Genomic DNA, 16053 nt, shown 5'->3' with positions numbered 1-16053 from the left:
CTTGCACTAATGTGTAAGGTATTAAAAGTGCCCGTCAGCAGCTTTAATAGCTGGCTAAAACTAGACCAGACTGATAAGGCGAGCGAACAAAAAAATAATGCTGACTTAATTAAAGAGGTTTTCGCCACTTTAAAAGGAAATGCAGGCGCTAGGGGTATAAAAGGTTATTTAGCCGACGAAAAGAATGTGACGATGAGTCGGCGCAAAATCGCAATAATCATGCGAAAACAAGGTTTAATTGTCCACACACGTAAGAAGTTTAAGAAAGCCAACAGTGCGGCGATTAATGATCCAAAAATAAAGCCGAACCTGCTCAATCGAGCATTCAAAGTCAGCTACCTCAACCAAGTATGGGTCGGTGACATAACCGGTGTTCGTCAAGATAGTTGTCGTGTTTTTCATCCAATTTTATCCATTCACCCGTTCAAGATTATCCGGGTTTAACGCCACAGCGCCTATCGGTGTCCAGTCGCGCACCTTAGATCGCCAGCGTGCTGGGTTTTTTGCCTTTGCTTGTTCATAAACCTGCCCTCGCTTGGTAAGTATCTGTTTATCCTCACCCCGATAACGCTGCCCTGGCGTCACAAACTTGAGCCGACTGTGCAGGTGCTGCTCGTTGTACCAGCCCATAAAGCTTTGTACCCAACGTCGCGCATGCTCAATATCACTAAACCCCTTCGTGGGCCATTGAGGGACGTATTTGAGTGTTCTAAAAAACGATTCAATATAGGCGTTGTCATTGCTAACCCGAGGGCGGCTAAACGATTGTTGTATCCCCAGTGATTCAAGCTTGGCCCGCAGCGTCATGCTTTTCATGATACTGCCATTGTCACTGTGCAATACCGGCTTGGGTGCGTTAACTAATTTCTGTTTTATAACCGCTTGATTGATCAGCTCAGCCGCGTTGTGACCCGTCTCGGCGGCATGCACTTCCCAACTTACACCGTAGCGACTATAGAGGTCACTCACCATGTACAGATAGAAGTATTGCCCCTTCACTTGACTGGGTAACCAGGTAACATCCCACATCCACACTTGATTGGGTGCAAAGGCGTGATGGGTCACCGGCTGGCGTGATTTTTTTGCAGCTTTAGCACGCCCTCGGTGATGGAGCTGGTCATGGGCTTTGAGAACACGGTAAAAGCTCGATTCACTTGCCAGATATTGCCCCTTATCAGCCAACAGCGGCACGATTTTTGAAGGCGGCAGACTGGCATAGTCAGGCAGGTTCGCTGTTTCAATGATCAATAAACGCTCTTGTTCGCTCAGCGCATGGGATGGACGCAACCGCACAGCAATGGGACGCTGGTCAAACGCTAAGTAGCCTTTACCCTTGGGATACCAGCGCTGTAGGGTGCGCATAGATAGTCCCAGGCATTGACAGGCGGCGCTACGCCGTGCACCGTTGCGAACGGCTTGTTCTATCAGGCCAATAATTACTTGGCGCTGCTGGGGTGTGGTCATTACGCCTCGTCCCCCAACAGCGCGCGGTACTTTTTTTGTAGTACCAACAGTGCGGCCGCTTCAGCCAGCGCTTTTTCTTTGCGACTGAGCTCGGTTTGCAGTTCTTTAATTTTAGCGTGCGCTTGTTTGAGGTCGCTATTGGCGTGTGAGGCTTGGGTAGTGAACTCGTCTTTCCATTGCTTGAGCTGTTCAATAAACAATCCTTTTTGGCGACAGTACTCACTGGTTTCAAGCTGGTTCATTGGCGCGGTTTCAATAATGACCGCCAGCTTGGCTTCATTAGACCAATGCTGTGCGTTATGCGCTTGACTACCGGGCACGGCTAAACCTTGCTGTTTGGCTTGTTTTAACCAGGAGTAGAGGGTTGATTTACCAATCTGCTCTTGTTGCGCAATCAATGACACCGGTTGATTGTGCGGTGGCAATAGTTTTTTGAGTATCGCTTCTTTTCTTTGTGTATTTACGTGCATCATTTTACGTCCTAATCCGCCTACCTGTCTCATTTACTAAAAGCGACAACTATTGTGACACAGGGGGGTTTCAACACTTTAACAAAATGCATGCCTTTTGTCATCATATCAAATAATGTCACATAAAAACACCCATAGCCAGGCCTGGTGGCTGGACTTTAGGCATAAAAAAACCCCGCTTGTGCGGGGTTGGGAGAGTGCTGAGGTGAGTGGCTAATTAGTGGAAATTAAGCTCACCGTCCTCAAGCTCTACATGAATCGTTGAACCTGGGTGGAACTCGCCTTTTAGGATACGTTGCGCCAGCGGGTTTTCCAGCCGTTGCTGAATCACACGCTTGAGCGGACGCGCACAATGCACCGGATCAAATCCGGCTTCGCCGATGACATCCAGTGCCGGAATCGATACATCGAGTTTAATATCCAAATCCGCCAAACGATCACGCAGACGTTGTAGCTGAATATCGGTAATGGCGCGAATTTGCGCTTTACCAAGCGGATGGAACACCACAATGCCGTCAATACGGTTGACAAACTCAGGGCGGAAATGACCACCGACCACTTCCATCACTTGCAACAATATTCTTCCCAATTGAGAATTCATGCTAAGATATTAGTCTATAACTTATTTGGAAGGGATGGCACGACAATGGAAGCAATCATTCAGGATAATCGTTTTTCTGCATTCTTAATCACCCAAGCGGCTAAACGTAAAAAATCGCGTTCAAACCCTTTTATCAGGATCGGTTTTAGCTCCGCAAACAACATGGAAATTGACCAAAATATTCGCTCCAACAAGATACCGCTTGAGGTGATTTCAAAACTTAGCAAAGAGCTAGATTTGAATGAGCAACAGGTTTATTCACTGGTGAATATTTCGAGCTCGACTATTTCAAGACGCAAGAAAGAAGGCAAAGGATTAAAGCCTGACGAAGCGGGAAGAGTTTACCGAATAGCCGCCATTATCTCGCTTGCGGAGTCAACACTGGGTGAACACGAACGTTGTATTCGCTGGCTAAAAACACCGGCTAAATTTTTGGACGGTGCTGTGCCGCTTGAGTTGTTGGAAACCGAAGCCGGAACGGATGAAGTCAGAAAACTCCTCCTAAGAATTGAGCATTCGGTCTATTCGTAATGTTGGTTTATCGTTTAATCAAAGAAAAATACTTGGCTGACCCCTTAAGTGCCGAAGGCGCGGCCAAGGTGGGTGGGCGCTGGAATGCCGAAGGCACGCCCATGCTTTATACCAGCGCCAATGCCGCGACTGCAAAGTTAGAAATCTTGGCAGGTGTGAATGAATATGCCACATTGGCAGAATTTAAGCTGATTTGCATCGAGATTCCAGATGACAATCTATATATGATGAGCGTTGACGAGCTGGTTAATGCTCAAAAAACAATGGAAAGTGCGCTGGCCTGGGATGCCGATATACGCCCGGAACTTACGGTGGACCTAGGTGAAACATGGTTTAACAGCATGGGAACTTTGGCATTAGGTGTACCTTCATCATTAAGCCCTCATGATTACAATATTCTGATCAACACAACGCACCCAGACTTTGAACAAGTCAAAGTACGTAAAGTGACGAATGAAGGAATGGGTCAACGCTTAGCCACACGACATTCAAAGTAGATCGGGTTGGATGGCGACTTATTGCCTAGTGTGGCCTTCCGCCGCCATCAAAGATTTGCAGTTTCAAGTAAAAATTTCGTGCCTTCGCGTCTTGGTGGTTCAAAAATGAATGCTCAACACCCCCTAAGGCTAAGATCATTAAACCGGGCAATAAAGCTTTCTAAACGGCCTAATATCTTAGCGACTCCCCCTTCAACGTCCGACTCAATATTCAATGCCAACACCGGATCATGCAAGGATAAACGCAGCAAGAACCAACCTTGCTCTTCGGCTGATCGACATTGTACGCGAAGTCCTTCAACATTATTTGGCACGAGATGCCAATCCGCTTGTTCGGCGACAAATTGGCTCAGCGCGTCCAACACGCCTTGCCCATAAGCGTGAAAGTTATCTTGTCGGATAACATAGCGCACCTCTTTATCTTCAACCGGTTCTTTAAGCGAAGCAATCAAGTCGCCGAGCGATTGCTGTTGAAGTTTAGCCTTGGCAAGTTCAATCAAGAGTTTGGTGATTAAGTAAGCGCCATCATCGAGAAAATGATTTTCTTTTAAGGCGGCATGGCCGGAGGTTTCAATCGCAAGCGGCGACAAAACCCCTTGTTGATTTAAGCGAATCGCTTCATTAATCACATTTTTATAACCGCGCTTAAAGCGATGATGCTTGCCCTTTAACGCCCCTTCAATAAAGTCCGTCAAACCATCCGACGTTACCGAGTCGGTGACAATGGTTGCACCCGGATGTTGCTGAAGCAGAATCGCGGAAATCAACGCAATTAATCTGTTTCGATTTAATTCCTGCCCCAGATGATCCACCGCCGCACTGCGATCCACGTCCGTATCAAAAATAATCCCGAAATCTGCGTGATGCGCAAGCACCGCATCCCGAATTGATTGCATCGCCGTCGCATCTTCGGGGTTAGGTACATGATTTGGAAAAGCCCCATCCGGGTCTAAAAACTGACTCCCCGTGGTGTCTGCGCCCAAAGGTTTCAGTACACGCTCAACAAAAAATCCCCCCGCCCCATTACCGGCATCAACCAGGATTTTTAACCCGCGCAAAGGTTGCTGATAATCGAGGGGATGCGCAATACCCTCGCGCACCTTTTCGACCAGGCCTGTCGCATAGTCCGCCATAAAATCGAGCTGACTCGCTTGGCTTTCACAAGCCATCGGCGCACAAGTAGCCGCCAGCGTAAGAAGCTGCGTAATATCTTGTTTTTCAAGCCCGCCCTGATCGGTAAAAAACTTAAAACCATTCCGATTAAACGGCAAATGGCTTGCAGTAATCATCATCGCGCCATGAAAACCCGGCTTAGCTTGCGCTTCGTTGACGAGCGTTGACATAAACATCGCCGGAGTGGAAGCCAGACCAAAATCCGTTACCTGTGCCTGACGCGCCAATAATCCTTCGCACACACTTTGAGTTAATAACGGACCGGAAATCCGACTATCACGCCCCACCGAAATACGAAGCTGTGCAAGCGGGATGTTCAACTTTTGACTCAGCCAAAGCGCAAAGGCCTGACCAATACTATTCGCTATATCAGCAGTTAAATTGACCGGCTCGTTTGCGATACCATCTAATGCAATCCCACGAATATCAGAACCATTTTGCAACTTAAGCCATAGATCGGTGTTCATACTGTCTCCAAATAAGGACATTAACATTATGAGATTGATGCCAATTTTAACATCTTGAAATTAAACGAAACGTGTTTAACCACCAGGCCTGGTGATTGCATCCACAACCCAACAACATAGTGCCTAAATGCTTAGACAATAGATTAGTCAGCGTCGGCTAGTTTATAAGTGTGAACAACCTCAATGACAACAAGAATACAGGCTTATGTATGGGCACCTCGAATAACCCTCGATAAATTTTTGCGAGACTTAAAGGCCACTTATTCTAGACGCGACTCGCCGGTCTTAGTCATTCTATGGCCAAGAGTCGTAACAACGAAGAAGTGGTCTTTAAGCCCCGCCCGCAGGGGCTTAGCCAAGTTCGCCAGCTCCGCGTTGCGAACGTTTGCAAGGTCTAGACATTCCTTCACGTTCACGCCTTGATCTGACAAACTTGGTGTTGCCAATCGAAGACAGCGCGCAGCCTGAAAAATTATCAGGGGTTATTCGAGGTGCCCTAATGTTTGAATAACTCCAAAGGATGTTTCCAACCAATCTTGACTCAGATATTTAGAACTCACTCCACTCACCCTTATCATTCGACTTCTTCACTACATTTAACCTTTGGCTTGTTGCAACACTTACTTGCTTATTGGCTTTAACTAAATCTAGCGATTTTGGTTTTTCTTTAGGGCTCAAATCAACGGCTTGATCTCGATTTGTTTTAAAAAACGCCATTTGATCACGAAGCACACCTGACTGCTCAACCGCAGCGGTTGTTTTCTCGACTAATGCCGCGTTCTGCTGTGTCACTTGATCAATCTGGTTTATGACTTCGTGCACCTGACTCACCCCAAGCGCTTGCTCTGATGAGGCATTCGCAATCTGACCAACCATTTGAGTTACAGATTCAATAGATTCATTAATCGAACTTAGCATCTCCCCCGACTTAGAAGCCAACGCCGTTCCCTGATCAATCCGTTGCACACTTTCTTCAATTAAACCTTTAATATCTTTAGCGGCTTCCGCCGACTTTTGTGCCAATGCCCGAACCTCACCGGCTACCACCGCAAAACCACGTCCGTGATCACCAGCTCGCGCAGCCTCTACTGCTGCATTTAATGCCAACAAATTAGTCTGAAATGCAATGCCATCAATTAAACCGACAATATTTGCAATTTTCCGACTGGACTCTTGAATCACACTCATGGCACTAATGGTTTGCTGCATAACAGAACTGCCTTCACTGGCACGTCGCTGCACATCTAATGCAACCGCTTTTACCTCTTGCGCATTTTGCGTGTTAGCCTGTACCGCCGTATTCATCTGATCCATCGTAGAAGAGGTTTGTTCCAACGCTGCCGCTTGCTGCTGAAGCGTTTTATTTAGTGTGCTCACGGCTTGGCTAACCTCGGCTGAAGAATGGCTTACGCTAATGGAAGTATCTAATGCGACACTAATAACCTCGATAAGTTTTGCATTCATCTCCCCAATTGAACGAATAATTTGGGCTATATTTTTATCAAACATTGAAGGCTTGTTCGGATCAATATGATTCTGCATTGCTGCGGTCAAATCCCCTGCCTGAATACTCTTAATCACCGAGGTGGCATCATTAATTACGTTGTCCAACAGCTTCGTACTTGGGCTGGAACCAATATCCGTTGCAAACTTAATCACTTTGACAACTTCATCGTCAGCATTTTTAATCGTGTTATAACTCGCCTCTAACCAAACTTCTTTATCGCCCTTGCCAAAGCGTTGATAGGTTCCCTGATAAAACCGTCCACTGCGAAGATCTTGCCAAAACTGCTCATATTCCGCCGACTTAGCAAAGCGCTTATCCACAAACACACTATGATATTTTCCTTTCAGCTCAGCTAGGCTGTAACCCATTGTTTTACTAAAGTTTTCATTAAAGGTAATGATATTGCCCTGTGGATCAAATTCAATGACTGCCATCACTTTATCAATGGCCTCTATTTTAGCCTTGGCATCAAGTTCTGCATTCACTTGCTGAGTAATATCAGTAGCAAATTTAATCACCTTATACATTTTGCCGCCAGCATCAAAAACAGGGTTATAACTGGCTTCAATCCATATCATTTCACCTGATTTAGTTCTGCGTTTAAAGCGCTTAGAAAAAAAATCTCCCCGATTTATTTTCTCCCAAAAACGCTGATACTCCACTGAGTTCGCCTCTGCTTCAAATACAAATAGCCGATGGTGCTTACCTTGTATTTCCTCAAGGCTGTAACCTAGTGCCGATAGAAAGTTTTTATTCGCCGTCAGGATCTTACCGCTCAAATCAAACTCAATGACTGCAGAAGCGCGATTAAGCGCGTTGAACACTGATCGATATTCAGCAATTTCTTGTGCCTGATCTTTAAGTTGCTGCTTAAATTTTGTACAAAACATACTCACCACTCCCTAGCGAGAACACCACAGATATTAATAAAATAGCTACGCCTACTATCTAAACCCCTTATCAACACTTCAACTTTAAATTATTTAACGGAGCAAGAAACATTTATAGGTAAACAAACTTTACCATAAATATACCTCCCTATAGATAGGCTTTTTCTGGTGGACAATGTGATTGAAGTACAAACAAAAGCGCGAACAGCGTGGATACAAGAAATTTATCTACGCGTCGGTTCAAATGTAAAAAAATACCGCAAAGAAAGAGGGTACTCACAGGTTGCGCTTGCGCATGCGATGGGACATGAATCAGTCGGCGTAGTTTCAACGGCTGAGATTTGGATAAGAGGCAAGCATTTCAACATTGAGCATCTTGCAAAAATTGCCCAAATTTTAGATATTGATATTTGCCTGTTATTTGAAGATGTCAATGCAGTCTGCCAGAGAAATCGCCTTGAATAATTGAATAAATAACTAATATCGTCATTTATGCATAACAGTGGACTTTACTCGCACAGAGAAATAACTACACCATATCATCCCCTGAATTCAGATAATAAACGTAACACCTGAAAATTATAGAAGTGGAGGCCAGCTGTCTTAGAATGGTTAGCTCACACACAAAACATTCAGGTGCCAAAGATGACACGGTTCAGACAGCTGACCCTTGAGGAAAGATACCAGATTCAGATATACAATGCGCAAGGTTTTTCACTTCGCTCAATTGCAAGAACGCTAAAGCGATCCGCTTCAACCATTAGTCGAGAGCTTAGACGCAATGTTGAATGCATAAGCGGTGTGTACCGTGCTGAATTATCCGCTTGATTGAGCAAGGTTTAACGGAGCACCAATGGTCACCGGAACAAATAGTCGGTTACCTTCGCAAACAGGGGTGTAAACTCGTTAGCCATGAATGGATTTACCAACATGTGCTCAAAGATAAAGCACAAGACGGAGAACTTTATAAACACCTTCGCCATAAGGTCGGTAAATATCGGCGGCGTTATGGCAAGCAAGATAAGCGTGGTCGCATTGTTGGGCGTGTCGGTATTGATAAACGCCCAGCGATTGTGGAGAAACGAGCGCGTTTTGGCGATTGGGAATCGGATACGATTCAAGGCAAAGGCTTAGCCTCACTGGTGACGCTAGTTGAACGTAAAACAGGTGTGACACGTATTCGCAAGGTCGCACGTGCTACAGCCGAGTTGACGGCCAAGGCGATGATAGAAGCGTTATCCTGCTTTGTAGTGAAAACCAACACCTCCGATAATGGCAAAGAATTTGCACATCATCACAGGGTCAGCGAAGCGTTAAATTGCCAGTTTTACTTCGCCCAACCCTATCACAGCTGGGAGCGCGGAACGAACGAGAATACCAATGGATTGATTCGACAATATTTCCCCAAAGGCACCGCCTTTGAGGAGATCACAGATGAGCAAATCCAGCAGGTTGAAGATAAACTCAACACCCGACCGAGAAAACGACTAGGGTTCAAGTCACCTTATGAAGTCCTAACGGTGCGGAATTTAAGGGCGGGTGTTGCAATTATTAGTTGAATTCAAGTCCACAAAATCTGAATCACTACCGGAAAAAACGACACATCTCGTGCTCTTGGCGCAGGATGTGCACGATATAAACCTGTTCAAGATCAGAGCTGATGCGATAAAAAATACGACAGGGACTGATTATAAGTTGTCGATAATCCAAGTCCGCCAGTTCGTTTGGTGCTGAACCTATCTCAAGAAAATCAGCCAACAGCCGTGTTTTGCTGAACACAGTTTGTACCAGATTTTTAGCGGCGCTTGGGTTGTCTAGTGCAATATAATCCGCCACGGCATCCAACTCAGCTAACGCCGTTTCTGCCCAAATTACGTCAGCCATTTTTGTAATTTCGCTTCAGCATCGGTTTGTGAAACAACACGGCCTTGTTGAATTGCACGCTCACCACGCGCAATACCTTCTAATAAGCGCAGGCGTTTTTGTTGAAACTCATAATCTTCAACATTGACCAAATAGGCCGCAGGACGACCTTGTTCGGTTATTAACACCGGCTCATGTGTTGCGTTTAAATCCGCCAAAATTTTGGTCGCTTGGCGTTTTAAGGTCGTCACCATTTCTGCTTTCATGCTTAACCTCAAAACCTACAAACAAAGTATCACTATAGTAGCACTTCTAATCACTAAATCACAACCAGGCCTGGTACAAACACCCCATAATACTGAGCGAAGCGAAGTATCTCTGACCAGCCATTAACCATTTTTTAGGATTCGGTTCAAACAATCGGCGCAACCACCAGGCCTGGTGATTGCCTCAAATCCGATTACGCAACAGCTTCATACACAACAAACCCCTTCTTAACACCGCCATTGCTTTATAATCCCCCCATAGGTTAACCCGCCGATTTTGCCCCCTATTCAATTACGCCAAAGGTTTATATGTCATTTGCAAAACTAGGATTAAGTGCGCCTATTTTAAAAGCCGTTACTGAACTGGGCTATAGTCAACCCACCGAAATCCAAAAGCAGGCGATACCGATTATTTTATCCGGTCGCGACCTCATGGCGGCGGCGCAAACCGGCACCGGCAAAACCGCCGCCTTTGTGTTGCCCATTTTGCAAAAACTCAGTGCCGATACCGAAAGCGCACTGCGCGGCCGATCTATCCGTGCGCTAATTTTGACCCCGACGCGCGAACTGGCAGTTCAGGTAGAACTCAATATTGCGCAATACGCCAAGTATCTCAACCTAAGCTCGCTGGTGGTGTATGGCGGCGTTGATTCCCAAGCGCAAAAAGAACAGCTGGAGCAAGGTGTTGATGTTCTGGTCGCCACGCCGGGGCGGTTATTAGATATGGCCTATCAACGTGCGTTGTTTTTTGATGACCTCGAAATTCTGGTGCTTGATGAAGCCGATAGAATGCTGGATATGGGCTTTATCAACGACCTCAATAAAATTATTGATCGCTTGCCGCGCCATCGTCAAAGCTTACTCTTTTCCGCCACGTTAACAGACGATGTGCGTTATTTAGCCGATACCGTTTACGATGACGCCGCCGAAATCACCCTGTCGTCGAATAAAAAAACCGCGCCCAAAATTAACCAGTGGTTAATTACCGTGGACAAGGATCAAAAATCCGCGTTATTGAGTTATTTCATTATTGAACAACAATGGGATCAAGCGCTGATTTTTGTCGAGAAAAAACACTCCGCCGCCAAATTGGTCGAACAACTCGGCAAACGCAGCATTATTGCCGACTCCATTCACAGCGGCCGAAGCCAAGCGATGCGCGAACAGATATTAGGCGAATTTAAATCGGGTAAATTACGTTTTTTAATCGCAACAGGCATTGCCGCGCGTGGGATTGATATTGACGATTTAAGTCGCGTGGTTAATTACGACCTGCCTTATCCGGCGGAAGATTATATTCACCGCATCGGCCGAACAGGTCGTGCCGGTGCGTCCGGTGAAGCCATTTCGTTTGTCTCAAAAGACGACTTTAAAAACCTCTGCGTCATCGAAAGTCTGTTAGGTAAAGTGATTCACCGCAAAGAAGTCGCAAGCTTCCCGGTTAAAAAAATCGTTCCCATCTCAATTTTGAACTACCGCCCTAAACATTGAAACCAGCCAAGCCACCAGGCCTGGTGGTTTGGTTTTTATGCGCGTTGTTCTGTTAAGCGCCCAGAGGCATATTTATGCAAAATACTGGCAATCAAGGTTTGATAAGGCATGCCTTCTTGCAAGGCTTTGCGTTGAATCGCATCCAGATCACGCTGGGCAATACGAATATTGATGCGTTTGTCTTTTTTGACACTCGCCTGAGCAATCGACACCAACTCCGTTTTTCGCTCATCACTTAACACGGATTCAAACTCACCGGATTCAAATGCTGCTAATATTGACTGCTCTTCGTCATCTAAAATCATTGTTTGCTGTTTTTTCATTTGTCTTCTCCTAAATACTTTTTACGCGCTTTGCGGCTTGGAATAATGGTTTTTAGAAAAATCTCTTGCTCATTTTCAATATAAGGAACCAGATAAACATAACCCTCAAGCTCAATCACCATTATTCGCTGATTTGGATACTGTTCTTTATTGGGATGAACAACGTCATCTAGCAATTTGTCCTGTTGCACAGCAAACACCACATCTTCAAAACAAAGTCCTCTTTCCTGAATAAGCAAGGTGTTTTTATCGGAATTCCAATTAAATAACTTCATAGTTTCAACACTTTAACAAAATGCATGCCTTTTGTCATCATATCAAATAATGTCACATAAAAACACCCATAGCCAGGCGGTGTTCGTCAAGATAGTTGTCGTGTTTTTCATCCCATTTTATCCATTCACCCGTTCAAGATTATCCGGGTTTAACGCCACAGCGCCTATCGGTGTCCAGTCGCGCACCTTAGAACGCCAGCGTGCTGGGCTTTTTGCCTTCGCCTGTTCATAAACCTGTGCGCGTTTGGCCAATATTCGCGCATCTTCACCGCGGTAACGCTGCCCTGGCGTCACAAACTTGAGCCGACTGTGCAGGTGCTGCTCGTTGTACCAGCCCATAAAGCTTTGTACCCAACGACGTGCATGCTCAATGTCACTAAACCCCTTCGTGGGCCATTGAGGGACGTATTTGAGTGCTCTAAAGAACGATTCAATATAGGCGTTGTCATTGCTAACCCGAGGACGGCTAAACGATTGTTGAATCCCCAGTGATTCAAGCTTGGCCCGCAGCGTCATGCTTTTCATGATACTGCCATTGTCACTATGAAGTACCGGCTTGGGTGCACCACATAACTTATGCTTAATAACCGCTTGATTCATCAGCTCAGCCGCGTTGTGACCCGTCTCGGCGGCATGCACTTCCCAACTTACACCGTAGCGACTATAGAGGTCACTCACCATGTACAGATAGAAGTATTGCCCCTTCACTTGACTGGGTAACCAGGTAACATCCCACATCCACACTTGATTGGGTGCAAAGGCGTGATGGGTCACCGGCTGGCGTGATTTTTCCGCAGCTTTAGCACGCCCTCGGTGATGGAGCTGGTCATGGGCTTTGAGAACACGGTAAAAGCTCGATTCACTGGCCAGATATTGCCCCTTATCAGCCAACAGCGGCACGATTTTTGAAGGCGGCAGACTGGCATAGTCAGGCTGGTTCACTGTTTCAATGATCAATAAACGCTCTTGTTCGCTCAGCGCATGGGATGGACGCAACCGCACAGCAATGGGACGCTGGTCAAACGCTAAGTAGCCTTTACCCTTGGGATACCAGCGCTGTAGGGTGCGCATAGATAGTCCCAGGCATTGACAGGCGGCGCTACGCCGTGCCCCTTCACGAACGGATTGTTCTATCAGGTCAATAATCTCTTGGCGCTGCTGAGGGGTGGTCATAATGCCTCGTCCCCCAGCAGCGCGCGGTACTTTTTTTGTAGTACCAACAGTGCGGCCGCTTCAGCCAGTGCTTTTTCTTTGCGACTGAGCTCGTTTTGCAGTTCTTTAATTTTAGCGTGCGCTTGTTTTAGTTCGGTGTTTTCTTGTGATGATTGCTTAGTGAGCTCTTCTTTCCATTGCTTGAGCTGTTCAATAAACAATCCTTTTTGGCGACAGTACTCACTGGTTTCAAACTGGTTCATTGGCGCGGTTTCAATAATGACCGCCAACTTGGCTTCATTAGACCAATGCTGTGCGTTATGCGCTTGACTACCGGGCACGGCTAAACCTTGCTGCTTGGCTTGTTTTAACCAGGAGTAGAGGGTTGATTTACCAATCTGCTCTTGTTGCGCAATAAGCGACACCGATTGGTTGTGCGGTGGCAATAGTTTTTTGAGTATCGCTTCTTTTCTTTGTGTATTTACGTGCGTCATTTTACATCCTAATCCGCCTACCTGTCTCGTTTACTAAAAGCGACAACTATTCTGACACAGGGGGTAACACAAATTAAAACCCAGCAAGGCTGGATGTACTTGGCCACTTATATTGACCTTTACTCAAGAAAAGTGGTTGGCTGGGCATTAGAAACGCATATGCGTTCAGAGCTCATTGAGACCGCGTTAAAAAGAGCTTTATGGAATCGTAATCCCCCTAAAGGACTGATGGTTCACACGGATCAAGGTAGTCAGTTTATCAGTCACGCTTACCGCAAATTGATGGCTCATTGGGGCATTAAGCAAAGCATGAGTCGGCGGGGAAATTGTTGGGACAATGCGGTTATTGAGAGCTTCTTTAAATCTTTCAAAACAGAAACCGTTTACCAGCTCAAAAAGTTAATCGACCAACAAGAAATGCGTTGGCTAGTTTCGGAATATATGGGGCACTACAACCATATCAGACCACACAGTTCGAATGGTTATATTCCACCTGCCAAATTCGAGAGAATGCGACTAGACCGACTAAAAGCAATTGAAGAAAATCTAGGTACGAAAAAGTGTTGACACTCCACATTGCTAGTCTGGATCAGCTGGATGCTGACAATCTAAACTTAATGAGAGGCTTTGTTACGGCAAAAGTTGCTGACCATTTAAAAACAGAGCTTGAAGCTTTTGTAAACCATTGCTACATACCTGTTGGTAAAAAGGCGGCTTCGATTGGTAAGGTGTTCAACTCCGATACGAGTCGATCACACCTAGACCTATCATACATCGGCAATCAACATTACTTACTAGGCAAAGGGCTTTATCAATATTGCTCAGAATCAGAGTGTGAATTTAGCATGGCACACACTGAATATAATATGCCCTATGAATTTGCATCGAGGATAACGCCAAAGTTTGACTTAATTCAAAACGTAACACTTCCTGATGGCACAACCACAACTCAAACCATCCTTCCAAGTTGTTATGTGTGGTGGGTCGGTCGTGGTGATTCGGTTTACCCTGCTGGAGACCTGGGATTCTCGGCAAGCAGAATACCCAACGATCATTTGGGGTTAAGAGACCAGCTTTTTATAAGCTCGGATTTTGGTCAAGGTGCCGTTGATCGGGTTAATGTTTTTAATGACTTGAGCTTATCAGCTAGGGATCGATTCAACGATTCTCGCTACAGAGATGCGGTGGTTCATCGTGCACTTATTAATACCTATGAAGGTAGGCTAACAACCCGAACAAGAGCAACAGATGCTGATAGATCAACTACAGATAAGGTTTTAGATCTTGCTGGATTAACTGCTGCGGGCGGTTTAGCTTCTCTAGGCTATGTGTTTTCAAAAATTCTTTATATGGCCTTACCCCCATTTTTAGAGATTACGCATGCCTTATTGAAGCTTGTAGTTATTTTTGGGTCAATGATAGTGATCTTGATTGGCGGTATGAATATTACTGTTGCTCTCAAAACAACGATCTATGTAATGACTGTTTATTCATTTGAAATATTGTGGCATATTCTTGATACCATCAAGGCAAAACTGATACCTTACATTTATGGCGTATCTTCCATATCCGACGTGCCCTCACCCGGGCTGTTACCTGGAGCGGGGGGAAGCTTATTAGGACATGCGATTTTTGAAATCGTTATGGTGCTCTCATACCTTGCTATACCAGGCGTGTTTGTTGCTTATTTGGCGGTGGCGGGGGCTAATAAAGTGGGACAAATCGGCGAAGCAACAGCCGGTAATGTTACTGCTGGGAAAAAATTTTAAATAACTGTGATCAATACATGAATTAACTATAACGGCCTGAGGTATAACGACAGCGATTTTCAAAGTCGTACTGGCTTTTATCTCCGCTTAAAGCTCGGTACTGAATGTGTCTTTCTAGGTCTCGCTCATACTCATAAGCAGAATTGTTAGTAGCTGACTTAGAGCGCCTTCCATCATAGAAAATCACATACAAAATAGCGATCACAGACAGAATCGCAAGCAGTAGATAGTCGAAGAAGAACCAAATAGCCACCAGGCCTGCTACAAGGATAGCTGTAGCCTTAGCAATTAGAGTGAGTAATTTCATGGTGAACTCCTTGGTTCTTTATCAAAAAAAATCTGTTGGGTTTAAATCAGCCACTCTATCTTAGGGCTAATTCAAACCCTTTGCAATATTTTCTAGTTATTTTATCGTAATCAAAGATCGAATTGAGTCTGTTCCAGATTCAGGTGATTGGCTTTGCTATAATCACTCAGTAAGCATCCACCGTTGTGAAACTTAGGCTTGCATTGCAAGCACCCTTGACCGGCCCTCGACTGCGATAGCCGGTAACGATTTCTGATCGTGCAGTCATGTTTACAATTCAATTTCAACCCACAAGGGGATATATCATCCCTTTGTGGGTTCGGTGTATCCCTTTTTCTTAAAAGTCGATCGGTATGATTCAGATACCCAAAACTAATAAATGGCGACAATCGGAGGCCATGGCCAAGACTGTTACTGTTAAAGCTTCTAATAACGCTGACAAGGTTTGGGCATTTGACTGGGCTGGCAGTCAAGATTTGGCATAAGCCAAAAAAGGAAACGGCACCTTTCGAT

At 45.4% G+C, this 16053-nt stretch carries 16 protein-coding genes and 2 pseudogenes; 8 read left to right on the top strand and 10 right to left on the bottom strand.

Translation table 11 applies throughout. The features are described 5' to 3' along the window. Positions 1-9 precede the first annotated feature (9 nt). Positions 10-444, top strand: a complete 435-nt coding sequence (locus P8S55_RS07765) for an IS3 family transposase (protein ID WP_289223654.1) — start codon at positions 10-12, stop codon at positions 442-444. On the opposite strand, the gene P8S55_RS07760 is transcribed toward P8S55_RS07765, so the two are convergent. Together P8S55_RS07760 and P8S55_RS07755 are read right to left on the bottom strand one after the other, a co-directional pair. Continuing rightward, positions 409-1937, bottom strand: a protein-coding gene (locus P8S55_RS07760; RefSeq protein WP_503010289.1) for an IS3 family transposase whose coding sequence is annotated in 2 segments (ribosomal slippage) — positions 409-1502 and positions 1502-1937 — 1530 coding nt in all. Because the reading frame shifts where the segments join, the coding sequence is not laid out codon by codon here. The two genes, P8S55_RS07765 and P8S55_RS07760, sit on opposite strands and share 36 nt — an antisense overlap. A 214-nt stretch (positions 1938-2151) precedes the next feature. Beyond that, positions 2152-2502 (bottom strand): annotated as a pseudogene (locus P8S55_RS07755) (ClpB D2-like domain containing protein); the annotation flags it as partial. A gap of 78 nt (positions 2503-2580) precedes the next feature. Between P8S55_RS07755 and P8S55_RS07750 the strand changes: the two are divergent. Then, a complete protein-coding gene (locus tag P8S55_RS07750) occupies positions 2581-3066 on the top strand; it encodes an Xre family toxin-antitoxin system antitoxin (protein ID WP_289223653.1) in 486 nt (161 codons plus the stop codon). Beyond that, positions 3066-3563, top strand: coding sequence for an RES family NAD+ phosphorylase (locus tag P8S55_RS07745; RefSeq protein ID WP_289223652.1), 498 nt, complete (start codon positions 3066-3068; stop codon positions 3561-3563). Before P8S55_RS07750 ends, P8S55_RS07745 begins: the two co-directional genes overlap by 1 nt. 113 nt (positions 3564-3676) lie before the next feature. Here P8S55_RS07745 and P8S55_RS07740 read toward each other — a convergent pair whose 3' ends face one another. Next, positions 3677-5203 carry a phosphohexomutase domain-containing protein gene (locus tag P8S55_RS07740; protein WP_289223651.1) on the bottom strand — a complete coding sequence of 509 codons (1527 nt, stop codon included), beginning with the start codon at positions 5201-5203 and terminating at the stop codon, positions 3677-3679. 549 nt (positions 5204-5752) lie between these two features. Beyond that, positions 5753-7600, bottom strand: coding sequence for a methyl-accepting chemotaxis protein (locus P8S55_RS07735; protein ID WP_289223650.1), 1848 nt, complete (start codon positions 7598-7600; stop codon positions 5753-5755). Between the two features lie 177 nt (positions 7601-7777). On the opposite strand from P8S55_RS07735, the gene P8S55_RS07730 reads away from it, so the two are divergent. Both P8S55_RS07730 and P8S55_RS07725 read left to right on the top strand, forming a co-directional pair. Further along, entirely contained in the window at positions 7778-8065 is a 288-nt protein-coding gene (locus tag P8S55_RS07730) for a helix-turn-helix transcriptional regulator (RefSeq protein WP_289223649.1), read from the top strand. A gap of 180 nt (positions 8066-8245) precedes the next feature. Further along, positions 8246-9159: pseudogene (locus P8S55_RS07725) on the top strand (IS30 family transposase). Positions 9160-9184: 25 nt separating this feature from the next. Here the strand turns inward: P8S55_RS07725 and P8S55_RS07720 are convergent. Together P8S55_RS07720 and P8S55_RS07715 are read right to left on the bottom strand one after the other, a co-directional pair. Beyond that, positions 9185-9484 (bottom strand): type II toxin-antitoxin system RelE/ParE family toxin, encoded by a 300-nt coding sequence (locus P8S55_RS07720; RefSeq protein ID WP_289223648.1) that lies wholly within the window; start codon positions 9482-9484, stop codon positions 9185-9187. Then, on the bottom strand, positions 9472-9729 hold the full coding sequence (locus P8S55_RS07715; protein ID WP_289223647.1) for a type II toxin-antitoxin system Phd/YefM family antitoxin: 258 nt from the start codon (positions 9727-9729) through the stop codon (positions 9472-9474). The genes P8S55_RS07720 and P8S55_RS07715 overlap by 13 nt, the downstream gene beginning before the upstream one ends. Before the next feature lie 309 nt (positions 9730-10038). Between P8S55_RS07715 and P8S55_RS07710 the strand changes: the two genes are divergently transcribed. After that, the gene (locus P8S55_RS07710) at positions 10039-11220 is read left to right on the top strand and encodes a DEAD/DEAH box helicase (RefSeq protein WP_289223646.1); all 1182 of its coding nucleotides are present in this window, start codon (positions 10039-10041) and stop codon (positions 11218-11220) included. Positions 11221-11255: 35 nt separating this feature from the next. Here P8S55_RS07710 and P8S55_RS07705 read toward each other — a convergent pair whose 3' ends face one another. The 3 genes from P8S55_RS07705 to P8S55_RS07695 form a co-directional block, all read right to left on the bottom strand. Further along, complete coding sequence (locus P8S55_RS07705; protein WP_289223645.1) at positions 11256-11543, bottom strand: hypothetical protein; 288 nt, start codon at positions 11541-11543, stop codon at positions 11256-11258. Then, entirely contained in the window at positions 11540-11818 is a 279-nt protein-coding gene (locus tag P8S55_RS07700; protein ID WP_289223644.1) for a BrnT family toxin, read from the bottom strand. The genes P8S55_RS07705 and P8S55_RS07700 overlap by 4 nt, the downstream gene beginning before the upstream one ends. A gap of 117 nt (positions 11819-11935) precedes the next feature. Then, a protein-coding gene (locus P8S55_RS07695; protein WP_503010285.1) for an IS3 family transposase occupies positions 11936-13464 on the bottom strand; the annotation gives its coding sequence in 2 pieces (ribosomal slippage) (positions 11936-13029 and positions 13029-13464; 1530 coding nt in all). 21 nt (positions 13465-13485) lie between these two features. Here P8S55_RS07695 and P8S55_RS07690 point away from each other — a divergent pair. Further along, positions 13486-14031: an IS3 family transposase gene (locus P8S55_RS07690; RefSeq protein ID WP_353957031.1), complete on the top strand. Its 546-nt coding sequence runs from the start codon at positions 13486-13488 to the stop codon at positions 14029-14031. Continuing rightward, positions 14025-15233 (top strand): hypothetical protein, encoded by a 1209-nt coding sequence (locus P8S55_RS07685; RefSeq protein ID WP_289223643.1) that lies wholly within the window; start codon positions 14025-14027, stop codon positions 15231-15233. Before P8S55_RS07690 ends, P8S55_RS07685 begins: the two co-directional genes overlap by 7 nt. 22 nt (positions 15234-15255) lie before the next feature. Here P8S55_RS07685 and P8S55_RS07680 read toward each other — a convergent pair whose 3' ends face one another. After that, a complete protein-coding gene (locus tag P8S55_RS07680; RefSeq protein ID WP_289223642.1) occupies positions 15256-15540 on the bottom strand; it encodes a hypothetical protein in 285 nt (94 codons plus the stop codon). Positions 15541-16053: the final 513 nt, after the last annotated feature.

The sequence above is a fragment of the Thiomicrospira sp. R3 genome (genome assembly GCF_029581415.1).
Taxonomy (GTDB): domain Bacteria; phylum Pseudomonadota; class Gammaproteobacteria; order Thiomicrospirales; family Thiomicrospiraceae; genus Thiomicrospira.
Note: the sequence above shows the minus strand (reverse complement) of the source record. Positions and strands in the feature narration are given on the sequence as shown.